Origin of the sequence: Domibacillus sp. DTU_2020_1001157_1_SI_ALB_TIR_016, from assembly GCF_032341995.1 — a bacterium.
Taxonomy (GTDB): domain Bacteria; phylum Bacillota; class Bacilli; order Bacillales; family Domibacillaceae; genus Domibacillus; species Domibacillus indicus_A.
On sequence record NZ_CP135439.1, the window covers coordinates 2,113,890 to 2,129,949 of the forward strand.

The window sequence follows — 16,060 nt, forward strand, 5'->3', positions numbered from 1 at the left end:
TGTATTACAGGTTTTTACCGATAAACTCTTCTAATTGTTTAATCACTTCTTCATTTCTGCGGTAATAGGTCCACTGGCCGATTCGTTTCGCTTCTAAAAGACCGCTTTGCTGCAGCAGGGATAAATATTGAGAAGTCGTTGACTGACCTATGTCTATCTTATCTCGTATATCTCCTACACAAACCCCTCCTGAGAAATCGTCCCCTTTACGGACATGGACTTGAGGAGGGAAATTTTTTTCCGGCTCTTTTAGCATCTGTAAAATTTTCAGCCTTGTTGCATTTGATAATGCTTTAAATATGTCTACTAATTTTTCATCATTGATTAATTGTTGATCTTCAGTCATTTTGTTGTCTCCTTTTTTAGAAAAAGAGACGCTCCTATTCAATTGATTATGTTGATTCAAAAAGCAGCCAATGAGAAAGATGATTATTCACTAACGGCTTCTTTTAAAAGTTCAAAGGAGCGTTTTCTTTTTTCAAAATTGTAAATAGGGGTAATAGCCATCAGTTCATCAATTGGAAACTGATCGGTTAAATCCTTTATTTTTTGTGCAACGGTTTCTTTAGAGCCGATGATATATGTTTCTTTCACAGCTTCTATTTCTCGTTTTTCAGCTGGATTGATGACATGTGACAATGCTCGTTCAGGATCTACCAGACGTGTAAGCCGCCCGCGGTGCAGGTAGTAATTAAACCGCAATGCACTCTGAGCAATTTTTTCGGCTTCTTCATCGGTGTCCGCAACAATAATTTTCATGGTTACCAGCACTTGTGGCTGATCTAAGTATTTAGAAGGTTTAAAGTGATCGACATACAGCTTTAACGCCTGGTCCATTCCACCCGGCTGATAGTTAATGAATTGTGCAAAAGCGTAAGGCAGTCCTTTCTCCGCTGCTAAAAGGCCTGAAGAGTTGCTTGTCCCAAGGATCCACACATCTGGTTTTTTCTTGATAACGGGTGTAGTTTCCAAACCTCTGATCGGATGGAGATCAGGCAGCCTGTCCTCGAGATATTCTAACACCTGGTCAATTTGTTCAGGGAAAATATCCACATTTCTCACTTTATCACCCTGCAGTGCTCTCGTCGATAAATGATGGCCTCCAGGGGCACGGCCTACCCCCATATCTACACGTCCTGGAGCGAGTGCACTCATCACCTTAAAATTCTCGGCTACTTTGTATGCACTGTAGTGCGGCAGCATCACTCCACCAGTCCCTACTTTAATATTATCTGTTTTCGCTAACAGGTGGCTAGCAAGAATTTCAGGAGAAGATCCAGCTAACGCATCTGAGCTATGGTGTTCTGATAACCAGTAGCGGTGGTACCCTAATTGATCTACATATTTTGCCAGCTCCACTGACTGAGCAAAAGCTTCTTCTGCTGAAATGCCTTCCAATAACTGAGTTTGATCCAGTACACTAATTTTCATTCCTTTTCTCCTTCTCCTTATTATTAGTATGAATAAAAAGTATATATCGTTAAATCTAAATATATCGATATAAACACAAAAAGTTAATCGGTATATTACGATATAGCGATATTATAACTTTGTTTTTACTTTGTCAACCATATGATAATTATAATTTTGTATAGTCACCCTAGCATTGTCTAATCAGCTGGCTGCTGTATTCGATCTTGTCTGCTAAATTTCTATGGTCTTCATTACTGTTAGAAATAATGAGCAGCTGTCCGCCATATCTTTTCACCTGGAGAGCAGGTCGATAATATCTCCGGCTTTCATTCTTTTCTTTTAAAAGAAAAGAATGAAAGCCGGAGTGTGTTCTGCTCCAGAAATAAACACTTCCTGATCACCGTATACACCAGCATGTTCATCATCAATCCCCTTTAAAACAAGACGATGAATATTTTTGATTTGTAATTGGGATAAAGGCTCTCTCGCTATTACGATTTTTTCAACATACTTAATGGCTTCCTGATGATTAATAACTTCTAGATGTTCCCGTATGGTTTTGCCGCCTACGGTAATACCTTCAAGGACGACCTTTGTTTCTTTTAATGTAAGTGTATTCCCTTCAATTGCATGGGAATGATACGTTCATTCAAGAAGCAATTTTTCCTTTAAGCTCTCTAATGTATAAACAGGCAGAGGGCTTTTTGCATTCAGCTGCTTCTTTTTCGTTAATTACTTGAAACACCACAGCCGCCACCTATCTTGTTTAATTAATTTCATTCTATCTCATTGTATGAAACGGATGTTCATAGGTCAATATACAGGGATTCTATTGAGTGCAAACACCTTAGTAACAACAAAAGTGTACATAATCAAAAGTATACTTTTGACTAGGTATACCTATGATTGATAACTTTATGATTGTCTTTCTATTGGAATCTCAAGCATATAATCAAGATCAATTTGCAAAGAATTCTCCATATGAATATGCTCGCCTTGTTGAAATGAAATTACATGTTGCCCAATCGTTGCCTGCTACTCACATAAGCTTTTTAAATACATGTGAACCTCTCCACCTAAATCTGAAATTTTGATAGAGAGGTTTACTTTTACACATACTTCATTTAAAAACTGTAACAAGAGATCAAAAATCATATGAAATACTAAAAGAATCTCTTGATTGGGAATACCTTGTAATAACAGAAGTGTACTTTAACAAATATACACCTTTGCTCAAGTACACTTTCGATTAAGTACACCTATGATTACTAACTTTTTAATTGTCATCAATAATATACGATTTTACTTTGGTGACCTAATATAATCAGCTGCTTTTTGGGCCTGTGCTGCTGCCTGCACAATCAGTTTTGAATCTTCTTTTAGGACACGTAGCCAGGACTCGATATAGCTGGCAATGTTTTCAATCGTCGCATTCTCAATCCTGGCCACGCCACACAGCATCGCCGCGCCAATTTCCGCAACTAGCTCTTCTTTAGAATAGGTTGCATCTCCAAATGCCACGCCGCTTTGTATAATCCCTTTGCGGGCAAGGCGGCTGTTATGGCCTGTGCTGTGAACGAGTTCATGAAACAGAACCGAATAATACTCTTCTGCTTCCCAGTAGTCTTCCAGCGACGGTCCGCTAACATAATCCAAATTGGGAAAGTAAACAGACCGCCCGGAATGATGAGGAATAACTGCGAATGCGCATTTTTATCATCTGCTAGGCAGACTCAATCGGATGATGGTCAAATATTTCCGTCTCCCGCCTGCTTTTAAGAACCATTTGTCCGTAAAATTGTATTCCGCGAAAAAATCAGTATTAGAGGTGGATACTAGTTTATGTAAACCACTCAAGCGGGACTAATACTAATGACGGGAACAAAATTAACAAAATTAAGATAATGACTTCTACAAGCAGGAAAGGCCAGATGCCTTTCATCAAATCTTCCAAACTGATTTTACTTATTCCGCACATAACATTTAAGACCGTTCCAACTGGAGGCGTAAGGAGACCAATTGCGTTGTTCAGAATGAACAGGACACCGAAGTAAACAGGATCAATACCCGCTGCGTCAATAATCGGCATTAAAACAGGTGTTAAAATTAAAATCGTCGGCGTCATATCCATGGCGGTTCCAACTACGATCACCAGCAGGTTAATCATAATGAGCAGAAGGAGCGGTTTGTCCAGGAACGGCTCTAGCATTCCAATGACTGCGCCAGGCAGGTTAGCCACCGTGATCAGCCAGGAGGAAACGAGTGCGGCTGCCACCAGAAACATGACGACACTGGTCATCTTGCCTGCATGAACAAATACGTTGAATAAGTCTTTCACTTTTAATTCACGATATACAATAAGACCGACAAACAGTGCGTATACAGCGGCTACAACCGCGGCTTCCGTCGGTGTAAAAATCCCAAATTTCAATCCTGCAATAATAATAACTGGAAGGAATAAAGCCCAGATTCCGTGACGAACAGCAGCAAGCATCTCTTTAACCGATGCGCGGGGCTGCACTTCTACCTTATCCTTGCGGGCCACAATGGCCCATGTAACCACCAGGCCGAGAGCCATTAACAGGCCGGGCACAATTCCCGCCATAAACAGCTGGGTAATAGATACACCACTTGCCACACCGAAAATGATAAAACCAATACTTGGCGGCAGGACCGGGGCAATAATTCCCCCTGTAGCAATCAGTCCGCTCGACCGGTTTACGTTATAGCCGGCTTTAGCCATAATCGGAATTAAGACGGCACCAAGAGCTGCTGTATCGGCTACAGCTGAACCAGAGATACTGGCAAATAATAAAGCCGCCAGAATGGCCACATAACCAAGGCCTCCGCGAATATGGCCAACCAGCGTCATCGCCATTTCAACGATCCGCCGTGACAGCCCTCCCTGATTCATTAACTCTCCCGCCAGCATAAAGAACGGGATCGCCATAAGCGGGAAGTTATCCGCGCCGCTGATGAGGTTCTGCGCGATAATCTGGCTGTCAAAAATACCAAGGGCATACATTAAGATCACGCTGCTTACAAGTAGGGCAAAGGCAATCGGCATTCCTAATGCCATTGCACCGAGTAAAGATCCGACAAATACACCGATCATGCCTTTTTCTCCTCCTTGCTTATCATGATGTCGTCTGTGATAAACTCTTCTTCGTGAAGAGCAATCAATTCTTCTGAATCACTAATCTTAACTAAGTCCTCATCCTTGATTTTGTTAAACATCACCTGATACAAGTTATAAATGGTCATGATTCCCATAGAAATACTGACTAAAATGCCTGTCCCATATACAAAAGCCAGCGGCAGGCCTGTAGCTGGCGCCTTGCTGTCAATGTTAATCATCGTCATCTTCCAGCTGCCGTCAAGGACAAGGTAAAGGACGGCTAATATCAGTAAATCGCTGATCACAAGTACAACTCTTTTCATCTTATTAGGAAGCCGCTTAATCAGCATGTCCACGCCTAAGTGTTCTTTGTTTTTAAAGGCGCCAATGGCACCGAGAAACGTCAGCCAAATAAAAAGGTACCGCGACATTTCTTCTGACCAGGTAATACCTGAATTGAAAAGGTAGCGAAGAACTACGTTGCCGAATACAAGAACGACCATAATGGCTAATGCAAGAGCCATAACAATGTTTAATGTGTTTTCTAATGATTTTGATATTTTATTCATTGTCTCTCTACCTCCCTAACAAAGTTAAATTTAGTTTATTAAGACTCATTCTCTGGGCACTTATATAGTCAAATGATTTTTTTACTTTGTGGTTCATAGGAGTGACACCAAAAGGATTCCAAAAATTTCTATTAGGAATTTTTCAACCCTTCAAATATGATATTGTCTTTCCCTAATAAAACATCCCGGTAGATTTCTACCTTTATGGATCCGTCAGTTTCTTTTTCTGCTATATCTGCAGAACCGGTAAGTGTAGCCTTCACTACCTTTCCTCCTTTTTATAAAGCGCTTACATTTTTATCTGATAAATAACTATACTTCTTTGAATAATAAGCCCTCCTTTTTCATTTTCGATTATAGATAATCGGTATAATATATGAAACATATTACAAGTTGCGTTCATAATTTTCAATACTTTCTGAAATTTTTTGTTCGATTCATTTATCGTACTAATTTGATCAGACAAAACAACTAATTTACCATCAAGTACAAGCTCTGGTAAGTCATTGTTGAATTCATTGCTTCTTCTAAAGAGACATGGGGGCATCCATACTTTTTGCAGTATTCAAAAAAAGAAAGACAAGTCTTAATAGAAGACTTATCTTTTACATAAGGCTAGAGACTATGAGATAGCTAATGTCTGTCTTCCACTAATTAGGTATTCCTCAGTACCTCATTACGCTTTATTTCGTTAAGCAAGTTATCAGGGATTGAGTTTCTTACCCCTTGGAGCAAATTCGTTATCGCTAAGTCGGCCATTTTTGTTCTGGTGACAATGCTCGCGCTTCCAATATGCGGAAGAGTCACCACGCTCGGCAGCGTTAACAAAGGGTGGTCTAAAGAAACCGGCTCGTTTTCGAAAACGTCTATACCCGCTCCCCAAATCTGTTTGGTTTTTAACGCGTGGTATAAAGCGTCTTCATCCACGATTCCTCCTCTCGCCGTATTAATTAGAACAGCATTTTCTTTCATTAATGCCAGCTGTTCTTTGCCTATTAAGTGGTGTGTTTCTCTTGTATAAGGCGTCATAACGCACACAAAGTCCGAGAAAGTAAGGAGGTTTTCAAGTGATGCAAATTTAATTTTAAGTGTTTCTTCTTGGTGAACCTTCCGGCTTCTATTATAATAAAGAACATTCATATCAAAGCCTTTGGCCCTTTTCACAAGGGCTTCTCCAATCCTTCCCAGTCCAACAATCCCTAATGTCGCGCCATAAATATCCTGACCGGTTAACTGCATGGGAGACCATGTTGTCCATTCACCTTTTCTCAAATAATCTGATGATTCCACTATGCGGCGTGCTGTTGCCATTAATAAAGCAAAGGTTAAATCCGCTGTTGTTTCAGTTAAAACCCCTGGTGTATTTGTGACCATAATGCCGCGTTTTGTCGCACTGTTCAAATCGATGTTATTATAACCAACAGCCATATTTGCAATAATTTTAAGATTTTTCGCTTTACTCATCAAAGAATCGTCAATCGTTTCTGTCAGTAAACATAATAAGCCGTCTACACATCGAATCTCCTTTTCTAATACTTCAGGCGGAACTGGAATCTCCGCTTCTTGCCACATTCGCACGTCGCATAAATAACTTACTTTCTCTACAAGCGGCTTTGGAAGTTTTCTCGTAATGTATACTTTTGGTTTCATATACTTTCACCGCTGCTGATAAGCGAAGGCGTAACAATTAATTCACAGCCTTTTTCTTTTAGCGTACGGTCTACCCAGGATCGGTCAACGGTTCCTTGTTCAATAGCCTCAAATATTTTTTCTTCATTCTGGGCCATTTTTTGTGCTTTTTTCAGAATCTCTTCAGCTTCATCGATTGGAACAACAACCAGTCCATCTTCATCTCCGACAATCAAATCGCCTGGATGTATAATCATACCGCCAATCGAAATCGGTACATTAATTTCACCCGGACCGTCTTTGTAAGGGCCTCGGTGCGTCACACCTTTTGCATAAACAGGAAATGTATCATTTCTGAAAGCCAGAGAATCCCGAATGGCACCATTAATCACAAAGCCGCCAATACCCTTTCTCTTCGCGATTCTTTGCATTATTTCCCCTACAATCGCGTTTGTCGTATCGCCGCCTGCATCAACAACAATTACCTCTCCTGGCTGTGCAAGGTCAATGGCTTTATGCACAAGCAGATTGTCTCCAGGTCTTGTTTTCACTGTAATCGCAGAGCCGACCAGTTTCCCATCCTTATGGTACGGCCGCAGTTCCGCACCTGCTGCATGGATACGGTTCATATTATCACTGATATGCGGCGTCACAACATCTTTGAATTGTTCCACGATGGCTGGATCAATCTGCTTTTCGACTGAAAATATTCTAAATCCCATGTTCATGTTTTACGCCCCCACTTTATTTATGTTGATAAACGGGTTTTCTTTTTTCAAAAAAAGCTGTAATGGATTCTTTCACATCCTCTGTCTCATGAAGAGAAGCGAAGTCATTCATTCCTTTTCGGAAAAATTGGTCCCCTTTCAGGCAATCTTGAATGACTCTTTTAATCGTTTGAATCGTGACATTTGAATACGAAGCGAGAAGCTGTGCTGTTTTCTTTCCTTCAAGCTCCAGCTTCTCGGTTTCCACGACCTTATTCGCCATACCGATTCTTAATGCCTCGGATGCTGAGATTCTTTCACCAGTTAAAAACAGAAAGGCGGCATGCGATTCTCCAGAAAGCTCCATAAACCTTTCCAGCCCCCCATTACCCGGAAAAACAGCCCGGCTTACCTCCGGGTAGCCGAATGAAACGTCGTCGGCGAATAAACGAATATCGAATGCACTGGCCAATTCCGCTCCGCCGCCAAGTGCATTTCCTTTTACACAAACAATCGTTGGCTGGGGAACATTCATAATGGCTTGCAGCATGCCGTGTCCTTCAATCCAAGCCTCTTTTGCTTTGTTTTGCTTAATCCGATCAGGAAATTCTTTTAAATCAGCGCCACAGCAAAAGTGCTCGCCAGCTGTCTCAAATAAAATGACCCGCACGTTTTTATTGCTTGCAAGAGATTGAAAGGTCTCCTTTATGTCCCGTTTGACTGCGTTTGACAAAATATTTAATGGAGGATTATGAAGCAAAATAGAGGCGATACCTTCATCAATCGAAACTGTCACATTCATAATTTAACTTCACTTTTTTCATTTTTACGATGACGAGGCCATTGGCGCGTGTGCACTCCCATCTCTCCATTTTCTTGTGCAATAAAAATACTCTTAATCCAGTTCTCATCATCTTTTTCCGGATAATCTTCGCGGTAATGACAGCTTCTGCTTTCTGTACGTGTTTGCGCAGATAAAACAATCGATTTTGCCACGGTCAGCATATGTTTAAAATCGATGGCTGCAGAAAGATTGTCTTGATCAATGTGAAACTCACCGCTTTCAAGTGACTGCTCACATGCTTGAATATGGGTCATGGCGTCATTCAAGCGATCTTCATTGCGAATCACAAGACAATTTTGGTACATATTTTCTTGTAAAGAAATGATGGCGTCATTCAGCTCTTTCTGACCTTTGCTGCGCCTCATCCAGCCCATAAGATTTTCAAGTACTGCGTGTGATTTTTCTTCAGACTCCATATGGTTTCCTGACTGCTCAGCGTGCTTGGCAGCGGCCTGGCCTGTACGATGACCAAAAACCTGGCCTTCAGCAAGTGAGTTGCCTCCTGGACGATCCGGGCCGCGCAATCCTCCTGCTGTTTCTCCAGCGATAAATAAACCGGCTACTTTTGTCGTTCCATCCGGCGATTCAATTAAAGCGCCGCCATTCATACACTGTGCTACAAGCGCCACTTCAAAAGGATCATTAAAAACATCGATGCCTTTTGCTTTTAAAACACCTTTTGTTTTCGGTATCTTTTCATCGACAATCGCTTCGGATCCAGGAGGCATAATCCCCCACACACCACCATTTGGCGTCGGGTTTAATTCGAGTTCTTTTTGAATGGACGTATCCAAATAATAAGCCGCAGAAGAAATTGTAAACGGGAAGACCTTTTCGTTGTAAACGTCATCAATTGATATATTTTCAGGAACATGCTTTTGGAGAATATTTTCTCCCTTACTGTTGGTCAAAATCGGTTTTGTTTTCCATACAGGGCCTGATAACAGGGTCATGGATGGCTTAACCGCTGCCGGTCCAATCTGAATAAATTCCATATTGACCAGTGGGATTCCAAGTTCATAGGCCATGGCATACCCATTTCCGATCATGTCAGAAGTTCCAACTGCGTATTTGTAAACATGCTGGGCACCGCCGCATGCAAGAATCACAGAAGGCGTTTTATAAAGGGTGATTTCTTTTGTTTCACGGTTCATGCCCAATGCGCCTGAGATGGCTTGGTCATCACCTGTTAATAATTTAAATACCATCATATTTTCATCAATCGGCACATTGCGCTTTTTGATTTGTTTTCCAAGTGCCACTAAAATGTGTCGTGCTGTAACACCATTTACCCGGCACGTTCTTGGATATGTAGCAAAATCACTCATTCCTTGTACGAGTTTGCCGTTTTCCTGTTTATCAAAGTTCAAACCAATATCGATCAAATCTTGAATGCGGTCAGGAACTTCTGATGCGAGTGTCCAGACAAGCTCTGGATCAATAAATCCTCTTCCAGCATCAAGCGTGTCCTCATAATGAATTTCTGGATGATCCCGTTCATCCGCATGTCCAATCGCTGCAGCGATCGCCAATAATTCCGAAAACGCGGTGGCAGTCGAACCGCCTGTCAGCCATCTTGCTTTGATTGCCATCCGCACATTGGCGCCTGTTTGTGCTGCTGAAAGAGCTGCTCTTGCAGCAGCTCCTCCGCCTCCAACAACCAGTACATCGGTTTCAATTATATGGTCTACTTTAATAGTCACGCCTTTACACCCTTTCCATTACTTTTTTATTCTCGTCATGGCTGAAAAGCGCTGGATCCATCAGCTTGACATTATCTGCGACTCTTACCGGGCATTCTACATTTAAAAGAATATCTTTTTGCACATCTATACCAGGTGCATATTCAATAAGAACCAGCCCGTCATTTTCTAGACGGAATACACATCGTTCTGTCACATAAAGAACTTCCTGCCCTTTTTTCAGTGCCTCCTGCGCATTAAATGTCATATGCTCAATGGAGTTAATAAATTTCTTATGCCTTCCTTCACGTTCAATGTTGATTTCTCCATTTTCGATTGAAACTTTTAATCCCCCGCTCGTTAATGTGCCGCAAAACATAATTTTTGGTGTTTTATGCGTAATGTCGATAAAACCGCCGGAACCACGGAATATTCCGTTAAACTTACTTACATTCACATTCCCAGCTCCGTCAATTTGCGCAAATCCCAGTAATGTTGTGGAAAGGCCGCCTGACTGGTAATAATCAAATATTTGAGGAGAAGTGACAAAGGCCTCTGGATTTGTATGGGCACCAAACACTTCTACACCCATAGGAACGCCGCCAATTGCTCCATGTTCTAAAGAAAACGTCACATCATCGAAAAATCCTCCTTCTAAAGCAAGCTGTGGAAGGTCAACGGGAATGCCTACACCAAGGTTGATGATGGATCCTTTCTCGACTTCTTGAGCTGCCCTGCGCAAAATCACTTTTTTGGCATCAAGAGGCAGCGCTTTCTTAAGCTGATTGAGCGGCTTTTTAATTTCTCCTGTCCAGCTCGGCTCGTAATCAGGCAGCAAGCTTTGTGTCTGCTCTTCATCAATCACAATCGCATCAACTAAAATGCCAGGTATTTCGACAGAACGCGGATGCAGTGTTTTATTCTCGGTAACTCGCTTTACCTGGGCGATAACATATCCGCCGCTTGCTTTAGCAGCCATCGCCATCTCAAGACCGCTTAATGTCGCTGGTTCTTCTTCAAGTGTAATATTACCGTTTTCATCTGCCGTTGTTCCTCTGATAATGGCAACATCGATTGGAAAAGAAGGATAAAATAAATGTTCCTTTCCATCAATTTCAAGCAGTCGAACGATTTCTTCTTTCGTATAATCGTTTAACCGGCCGCCGTCCTGACGTGGATCGACATATGTGTGCAGCCCTACTGTTGTTAAAAGACCCGGATGTCCACCCGCTATAGAGCGAATTAATTGAAATAAGGTACCCATTGAAAAATTGTACGCTTCGATTTCATTATTTTTAATCATGTCTGTTAATTTAGGGCTTTCCTTCACATTAAAACTGCCGCTTATCAGCCGTTTCAGCATTCCTTTTTGCGCTACATGTTCAAGCCCCGTACTTTTATTTGGATCCCAGCCGACCCTTACCGGTGTAATGACCGATAAATTCTTCGGTTCTCCCGTGCGTGCAAACCTGTCTCCGAGTGCAGCCATTACTTTTTCCGGACAGAGAATGGAAATCAGGCCGCCAATCGTAATGGTGGCATCACTTGGAATATTTTTTACTGCTTCTTCAGCTGAAACAATTTTTGAGTTATTTTTTTGGATACGAGATGATGTTCCCATCTCATCTCCCCCTTTTTTCTTTATAATTTTAACGGCTTACAGCCACACAGTTTTTATTTGCTTCGCTGGTCAAACTTTCTTTCCAATACACTCGATGCGAGCATCGTTTTATGAACTTGCAGCGTACCGCCTGCTATAGAAGCAGCCCGTACACAGCGGTAATACCATTCCAGTGGATATTGCTTTGAAAAACCGTAACCGCCATGAAGCTGAATGCACGTATCGGTAATCTTTTGAGAAGCTTCTGCCACGAAAATTTTCGCAACACTCACTGCATTTTTATCAGGCTTATTATCTGAAGCTGCTTCCGCTGCGCGGTATAAAAGTGTACGAGCCGCTTCAAGCTGTACATACATGTCTGAGATCATCCATTGTAATCCCTGGAACTCACAAATTTCTTTGCCAAACTGCTTCCTTTGCTTTACATGTTCCATCGTACGGTCAAATGCCGCCTGGGTAATCCCCATTGTTTGCGCCAAGAATCCCAAGCGAACGCCATTGTACACGCCCATTAACTTTTTAAAGGCATCCTGAGTGACCAGAACATTTTCTTTTGGCACCATTGCATCTTCAAAATAGAGCGCACATTGAATTTCACCGCTCATATTTTCTTCATTTGGTCCTACCGTAAAGCCCGGTGTTCCACGTTCTACAAGGATGGCGCCAATATCGGATGTACGGCCTGAATTGCCGAAGCGTGCGTATACAACAAATACATCAGAAAGATGCGCATCACTGATAAAGACTTTTGATCCATTTAAACGATAATATTCACCGTCTTCAACAGCCGTCGTCTTAATATCGGTTGCTGCACTTCCCGCTTCTGGTTCACTCATCCCGAGTGCAACGAACAGCTTGCCGGATGTAATAAGCGGTAAATATTTTTTCTTCTGCTCTTCATTTCCCAACGTGTTAATGAAGGACGCGATCCCCATGCTTGCGTGATATGCATGGCGGCCGCTTGTCGGGCATACGCGGCACAATTCTTCAATGATCAGCACCGCATCAAATAAATTCAGGCCCATTCCCCCGTATTCTTCTGGAAGTGTTAATCCTAAAAATCCGTGGTCCGCTAGATTCTTTGCATTGGCCCAGAACTTTTCACCCTCCAGCCATTCTGTAGCAGGCTCTAGTTTACGTTTGGCAAAATCCCGTGCGACTTCTTTCCAATCTTGTTGCGTTTCAGTTAGTTGCATATGGATCCCTTCCCCTTTTCTTGAAATAATTTTTAACAATCCAAACGATAATAAAAGAGCTGTTTTTGAAACGGAGCCGGAAATTATTCTTCCAGCTCTGCGTAATTGAAATTACGAGTTTTTATCGTTTTATCTTTCATTACGTTAGCCTATTTTCCTGCTTCCGCAACGAACTCGTCATAATACTCCTTGCCGATTTTTTCTTTAAATTCCTCATTCACACTTTGAGATTTCTCCTCAAATTCTTTCCGTGCTTCTGGGGATAGTTCTGTAATCACCATGCCCTTATCTTCCAGTGTTTTTAAATACTCCTGACTTTTTTCGCGATTAAGTTCTCTTTGATAAATAGAAGCTTCTTCACCGGCTTCTTTGATCACTTTTTGTTGTTCTGGAGTCAATTGATCATAAAACTTCTTAGAGATGACAAGTCCCATTGGATTGTAGACATGATTTGTTTGAGTCAGATACTTTTGCACCTCATAAAATTTATCAAGCGCCATGTTTCCATACGGATTTTCCTGTGCATCGATAACTTTTTGCTCCATCGCTGTAAAAAGTTCTGTATAAGGCATTGGTGTCGGGTTCGTACCTAATGCTTTCCATGTTGCTAGATTAAGTGGTGTTTGCATTGTCCGAATTTTGAATCCTTCCATATCTTGAAGCGTTTTTACTTCATGTTTACTATTTGTAAGCTGTCTAAAACCATTTTCCATATAACCTAAAAGCAAAAGCTGCTCTTCTTCCAACTGCTTTGCTGCTTTTTCACCGAAAGGCCCGTCTAATATTTTATCTGCTGTAGCTTCGTCTTTAATCATGAAAGGCAAATCAAATGCCAGCATAGATGGCGCCCAGTTTGCTAACATTGATGTAGAAACACCCACGCTTTCGATAGTTCCTAATTGAAGAGCTTCAATCATGGATTGGTCATTCCCTAGCAAACCATTCATGTAGATCTCTACTTTAATTTCCCCATTCGTTTCTTTCTCTACAATTTCTTTAAATTTTTCATAACCGTCATGAAGAGTGTGTTTATCATTATTTACTGATCCAAGCTTCATCACTATTGGCTTACTGCCATTTGCCTCTGTTCCTTTCTCTTCGTTACCGGAACAAGCAGTCAATCCAACAATTGACATGCAAATTAAAACTAACAGTAAAATCTTTTTCACTACATTCCCTCCCCTGTATAATGCTTTATAATTGTTTTCGAGTTACTAGATCAACAAAAGCTGAAATCTGCTTTTGTTAAAAATTCCAGCGGCACTGTGACGGTGATCGTTGGGAACAAAATAAGAAGAATCAAAACCATAATTTCTTCCGACGGGAAAGGTCAAATGACTTTAATAATATTTTTCTTCCCTTCCGATTTTTGTCATGCTACAAACAAAAGCACGTATGACATCGACAGGAGGAGTTAACGAGCCAATAACACAACTAAGGACGAAGAAGATACTAAAAATAAACCGGATCAAGGTCTGTATATTTCATCAAGCATTAAAACAAGTGTGAGAATAACAGTCATCGTTAAGCCCATCGCCATTTCACCAATTAAAAAGGAAACGCTTTTTTCGATTATATATTATCGATAAAATGTTCAAGTGAAATGGCTGTACTCAAACGGGTTAACGTATGACTTTCAATGAGTAAACAGGAATTATATGTGTGAAAGTAAATAGAACTCAACGAATAATAGAAAGCTTTTACCTTCTAAAAAATTTAAGCAGCATTGTCTCCGGCAATGACAAGTCATAAGGGCTAAGGTCATCACCAAGAATTAATCATTTCTGCAGATCTATTTACTTACTTTTTTAATTGGCATCATAAATGACTTTTAGTTCGGTAAAGAAATCTTTTGCTGTGCTGCCAATGGAATACGGACCGATAGCAGAATGCTTCAATCCGCCAAATGGTGCATGAGATTCGCTGATTGTACCGTTATTTAGATGGATCATGCCTGCTTGTGCCCCATTCACAAATGCAGTTTGATAGGCTTTATTTTGGGTAAAACAAGAAGCTGCAAGTCCATACTCATTGTCATTGCATATTTCAAGCGCTTCCTCGAAGCTCGATGCAGATAACACAACAAGTACCGGGCCGAATATCTCTTCTTTCGCTATTTTGTGACTAGGTTTTACGCTAGAAAATATAGTCGGTTCATAATAGTATCCCCGTTTCTCAAGCTTTGCCTCTTTTCCTCCTGTGACGAGCTCTGCTCCTTCTTCCAGACCGATTTCGACATAGGATTGAGTCGTTTTAAGCTGTTCTTTTGATACAAGAGGACCCATGGTAATGTTGTCCTCTATACCATCGCCAATCGTATATTCTTCTGTTTTTTTCTTCAAAGCTTCTACAACCCGACCGACATCTGCTTCACTTACAATGACTCGGCTGATGGATGTACATCTTTGTCCGGCATTCGCAAACGCAGCTGGAATAATTTGATTTACGGCTCCTTCAATATCCGGGTAATCGAACACAATTGCTGCATTTTTCCCACCCATTTCAAGCTGTACCTGTACGAGCCTCTTGGCTGCCTGTTCGTAAATGCTTGAGCCGACACCAGTTGAGCCTGTGAAGGTAATTCCGCGTACTTTCGGGTGGTTTACAAGCTGATTTCCAACACTTCGACCCGAACCGATCACTAAATTTAAAACACCCTCCGGCAGGCCAGCTTTTTCAAACAATTCGACGATTTTAGCACCCATTGCAGCTGTTATACTGGCCGGCTTAAAAACGACTGTATTTCCTGCAGCTAGTGCCGGAGCGATTTTTCGAAGCGGTGTCACAAGCGGAAAGTTCCACGGGGAAATGGCTAAAATAACGCCTTTCGGTACGCGGATTGTCCGAATATCTACATTTTCTCGTTCGCTTGGCAGTGTTTCACCAGATAATCTGGATGCTTCGCCGGCTGTAAAGCGAACTTCGCTGATCGTTTTATTAATCTCACCCAGTGATTCAACAAGAGGTTTCCCCTGCTCGATGGTTAACAATTCAGCTACTTCCTTTTTATTTGCTTCTAGCACCTCAGCAAATTGATATAAATATTTCCCTCGTGTAACAGCTGGAACTTTAGACCAGGATTGAAATGCTTTGTGAGCTGATTCTACTGCACGGTTTGCATCTTCTTCCGTTGAATTTGGTGCAATTGCAATCGTTTCTTCAATATTAGCCGGGTTTTCTCTTTGATAGGTTTCATTATTTGATGACGGAACCCATTTTCCACCGATATAGTTGTTAACAATAATAGTCGAATTTTGAATAGCCTCCATATTTCTCACCTC

14 protein-coding genes are annotated in these 16,060 nt (G+C 41.4%); all 14 read right to left on the reverse strand.

Annotated elements, in window-relative coordinates; genetic code table 11:
- Positions 1–4: 4 nt before the first annotated feature.
- The 14 genes from RRU94_RS18805 to RRU94_RS18870 all read right to left on the reverse strand — a co-directional run bounded on the left by RRU94_RS18805 (position 5) and on the right by RRU94_RS18870 (position 16,048).
- On the reverse strand, positions 5–346 hold the full coding sequence (locus RRU94_RS18805; RefSeq protein WP_315692374.1) for an ArsR/SmtB family transcription factor: 342 nt from the start codon (positions 344–346) through the stop codon (positions 5–7).
- Positions 347–429: 83 nt separating this feature from the next.
- Positions 430–1,431: an LLM class flavin-dependent oxidoreductase gene (locus RRU94_RS18810; RefSeq protein ID WP_315692375.1), complete on the reverse strand. Its 1,002-nt coding sequence runs from the start codon at positions 1,429–1,431 to the stop codon at positions 430–432.
- A gap of 1,284 nt (positions 1,432–2,715) precedes the next feature.
- Entirely contained in the window at positions 2,716–3,108 is a 393-nt protein-coding gene (locus RRU94_RS18815) for a zincin-like metallopeptidase domain-containing protein (RefSeq protein ID WP_410493055.1), read from the reverse strand.
- A gap of 145 nt (positions 3,109–3,253) precedes the next feature.
- Complete coding sequence (locus tag RRU94_RS18820) at positions 3,254–4,528, reverse strand: TRAP transporter large permease subunit (RefSeq protein ID WP_315692377.1); 1,275 nt, start codon at positions 4,526–4,528, stop codon at positions 3,254–3,256.
- Positions 4,525–5,100: a TRAP transporter small permease gene (locus RRU94_RS18825; protein ID WP_315692378.1), complete on the reverse strand. Its 576-nt coding sequence runs from the start codon at positions 5,098–5,100 to the stop codon at positions 4,525–4,527. The genes RRU94_RS18820 and RRU94_RS18825 overlap by 4 nt, the downstream gene beginning before the upstream one ends.
- 131 nt (positions 5,101–5,231) lie before the next feature.
- Positions 5,232–5,363, reverse strand: coding sequence for a hypothetical protein (locus RRU94_RS18830; protein WP_315692379.1), 132 nt, complete (start codon positions 5,361–5,363; stop codon positions 5,232–5,234).
- 391 nt (positions 5,364–5,754) lie between these two features.
- Positions 5,755–6,750, reverse strand: a complete 996-nt coding sequence (locus RRU94_RS18835; RefSeq protein ID WP_315692381.1) for a 2-hydroxyacid dehydrogenase — start codon at positions 6,748–6,750, stop codon at positions 5,755–5,757.
- Positions 6,747–7,457: an RraA family protein gene (locus RRU94_RS18840; protein ID WP_315692382.1), complete on the reverse strand. Its 711-nt coding sequence runs from the start codon at positions 7,455–7,457 to the stop codon at positions 6,747–6,749. The genes RRU94_RS18835 and RRU94_RS18840 overlap by 4 nt, the downstream gene beginning before the upstream one ends.
- Before the next feature lie 16 nt (positions 7,458–7,473).
- Complete coding sequence (locus RRU94_RS18845) at positions 7,474–8,238, reverse strand: enoyl-CoA hydratase/isomerase family protein (protein WP_315692384.1); 765 nt, start codon at positions 8,236–8,238, stop codon at positions 7,474–7,476.
- Positions 8,235–9,983 carry an FAD-binding protein gene (locus tag RRU94_RS18850; protein ID WP_315692386.1) on the reverse strand — a complete coding sequence of 583 codons (1,749 nt, stop codon included), beginning with the start codon at positions 9,981–9,983 and terminating at the stop codon, positions 8,235–8,237. The genes RRU94_RS18845 and RRU94_RS18850 overlap by 4 nt, the downstream gene beginning before the upstream one ends.
- Positions 9,984–9,987: 4 nt before the next feature.
- Positions 9,988–11,583 carry an acyl CoA:acetate/3-ketoacid CoA transferase gene (locus tag RRU94_RS18855; protein ID WP_315692387.1) on the reverse strand — a complete coding sequence of 532 codons (1,596 nt, stop codon included), beginning with the start codon at positions 11,581–11,583 and terminating at the stop codon, positions 9,988–9,990.
- Positions 11,584–11,636: 53 nt separating this feature from the next.
- Positions 11,637–12,779, reverse strand: coding sequence for an acyl-CoA dehydrogenase family protein (locus RRU94_RS18860; RefSeq protein WP_315692388.1), 1,143 nt, complete (start codon positions 12,777–12,779; stop codon positions 11,637–11,639).
- A 149-nt stretch (positions 12,780–12,928) separates the two neighbouring features.
- Complete coding sequence (locus RRU94_RS18865) at positions 12,929–13,948, reverse strand: DctP family TRAP transporter solute-binding subunit (protein WP_315692390.1); 1,020 nt, start codon at positions 13,946–13,948, stop codon at positions 12,929–12,931.
- A gap of 639 nt (positions 13,949–14,587) precedes the next feature.
- On the reverse strand, positions 14,588–16,048 hold the full coding sequence (locus tag RRU94_RS18870; protein WP_315692392.1) for an aldehyde dehydrogenase family protein: 1,461 nt from the start codon (positions 16,046–16,048) through the stop codon (positions 14,588–14,590).
- Positions 16,049–16,060 lie beyond the last annotated feature (12 nt).

Bases quoted from the DNA above. Each gene is read 5' to 3' on its own strand.
- RRU94_RS18870 (WP_315692392.1), bottom strand. From the start codon at position 16,048: ATGGAGGCTATTCAAAATTCGACTATTATTGTTAACAACTATATCGGT.
- RRU94_RS18835 (WP_315692381.1), bottom strand. From the start codon at position 6,750: ATGAAACCAAAAGTATACATTACGAGAAAACTTCCAAAGCCGCTTGTA.
- RRU94_RS18825 (WP_315692378.1), bottom strand. From the start codon at position 5,100: ATGAATAAAATATCAAAATCATTAGAAAACACATTAAACATTGTTATG.
- RRU94_RS18810 (WP_315692375.1), bottom strand. From the start codon at position 1,431: ATGAAAATTAGTGTACTGGATCAAACTCAGTTATTGGAAGGCATTTCA.
- RRU94_RS18860 (WP_315692388.1), bottom strand. From the start codon at position 12,779: ATGCAACTAACTGAAACGCAACAAGATTGGAAAGAAGTCGCACGGGAT.
- RRU94_RS18845 (WP_315692384.1), bottom strand. From the start codon at position 8,238: ATGAATGTGACAGTTTCGATTGATGAAGGTATCGCCTCTATTTTGCTT.
- RRU94_RS18805 (WP_315692374.1), bottom strand. From the start codon at position 346: ATGACTGAAGATCAACAATTAATCAATGATGAAAAATTAGTAGACATA.
- RRU94_RS18855 (WP_315692387.1), bottom strand. From the start codon at position 11,583: ATGGGAACATCATCTCGTATCCAAAAAAATAACTCAAAAATTGTTTCA.
- RRU94_RS18820 (WP_315692377.1), bottom strand. From the start codon at position 4,528: ATGATCGGTGTATTTGTCGGATCTTTACTCGGTGCAATGGCATTAGGA.
- RRU94_RS18840 (WP_315692382.1), bottom strand. From the start codon at position 7,457: ATGAACATGGGATTTAGAATATTTTCAGTCGAAAAGCAGATTGATCCA.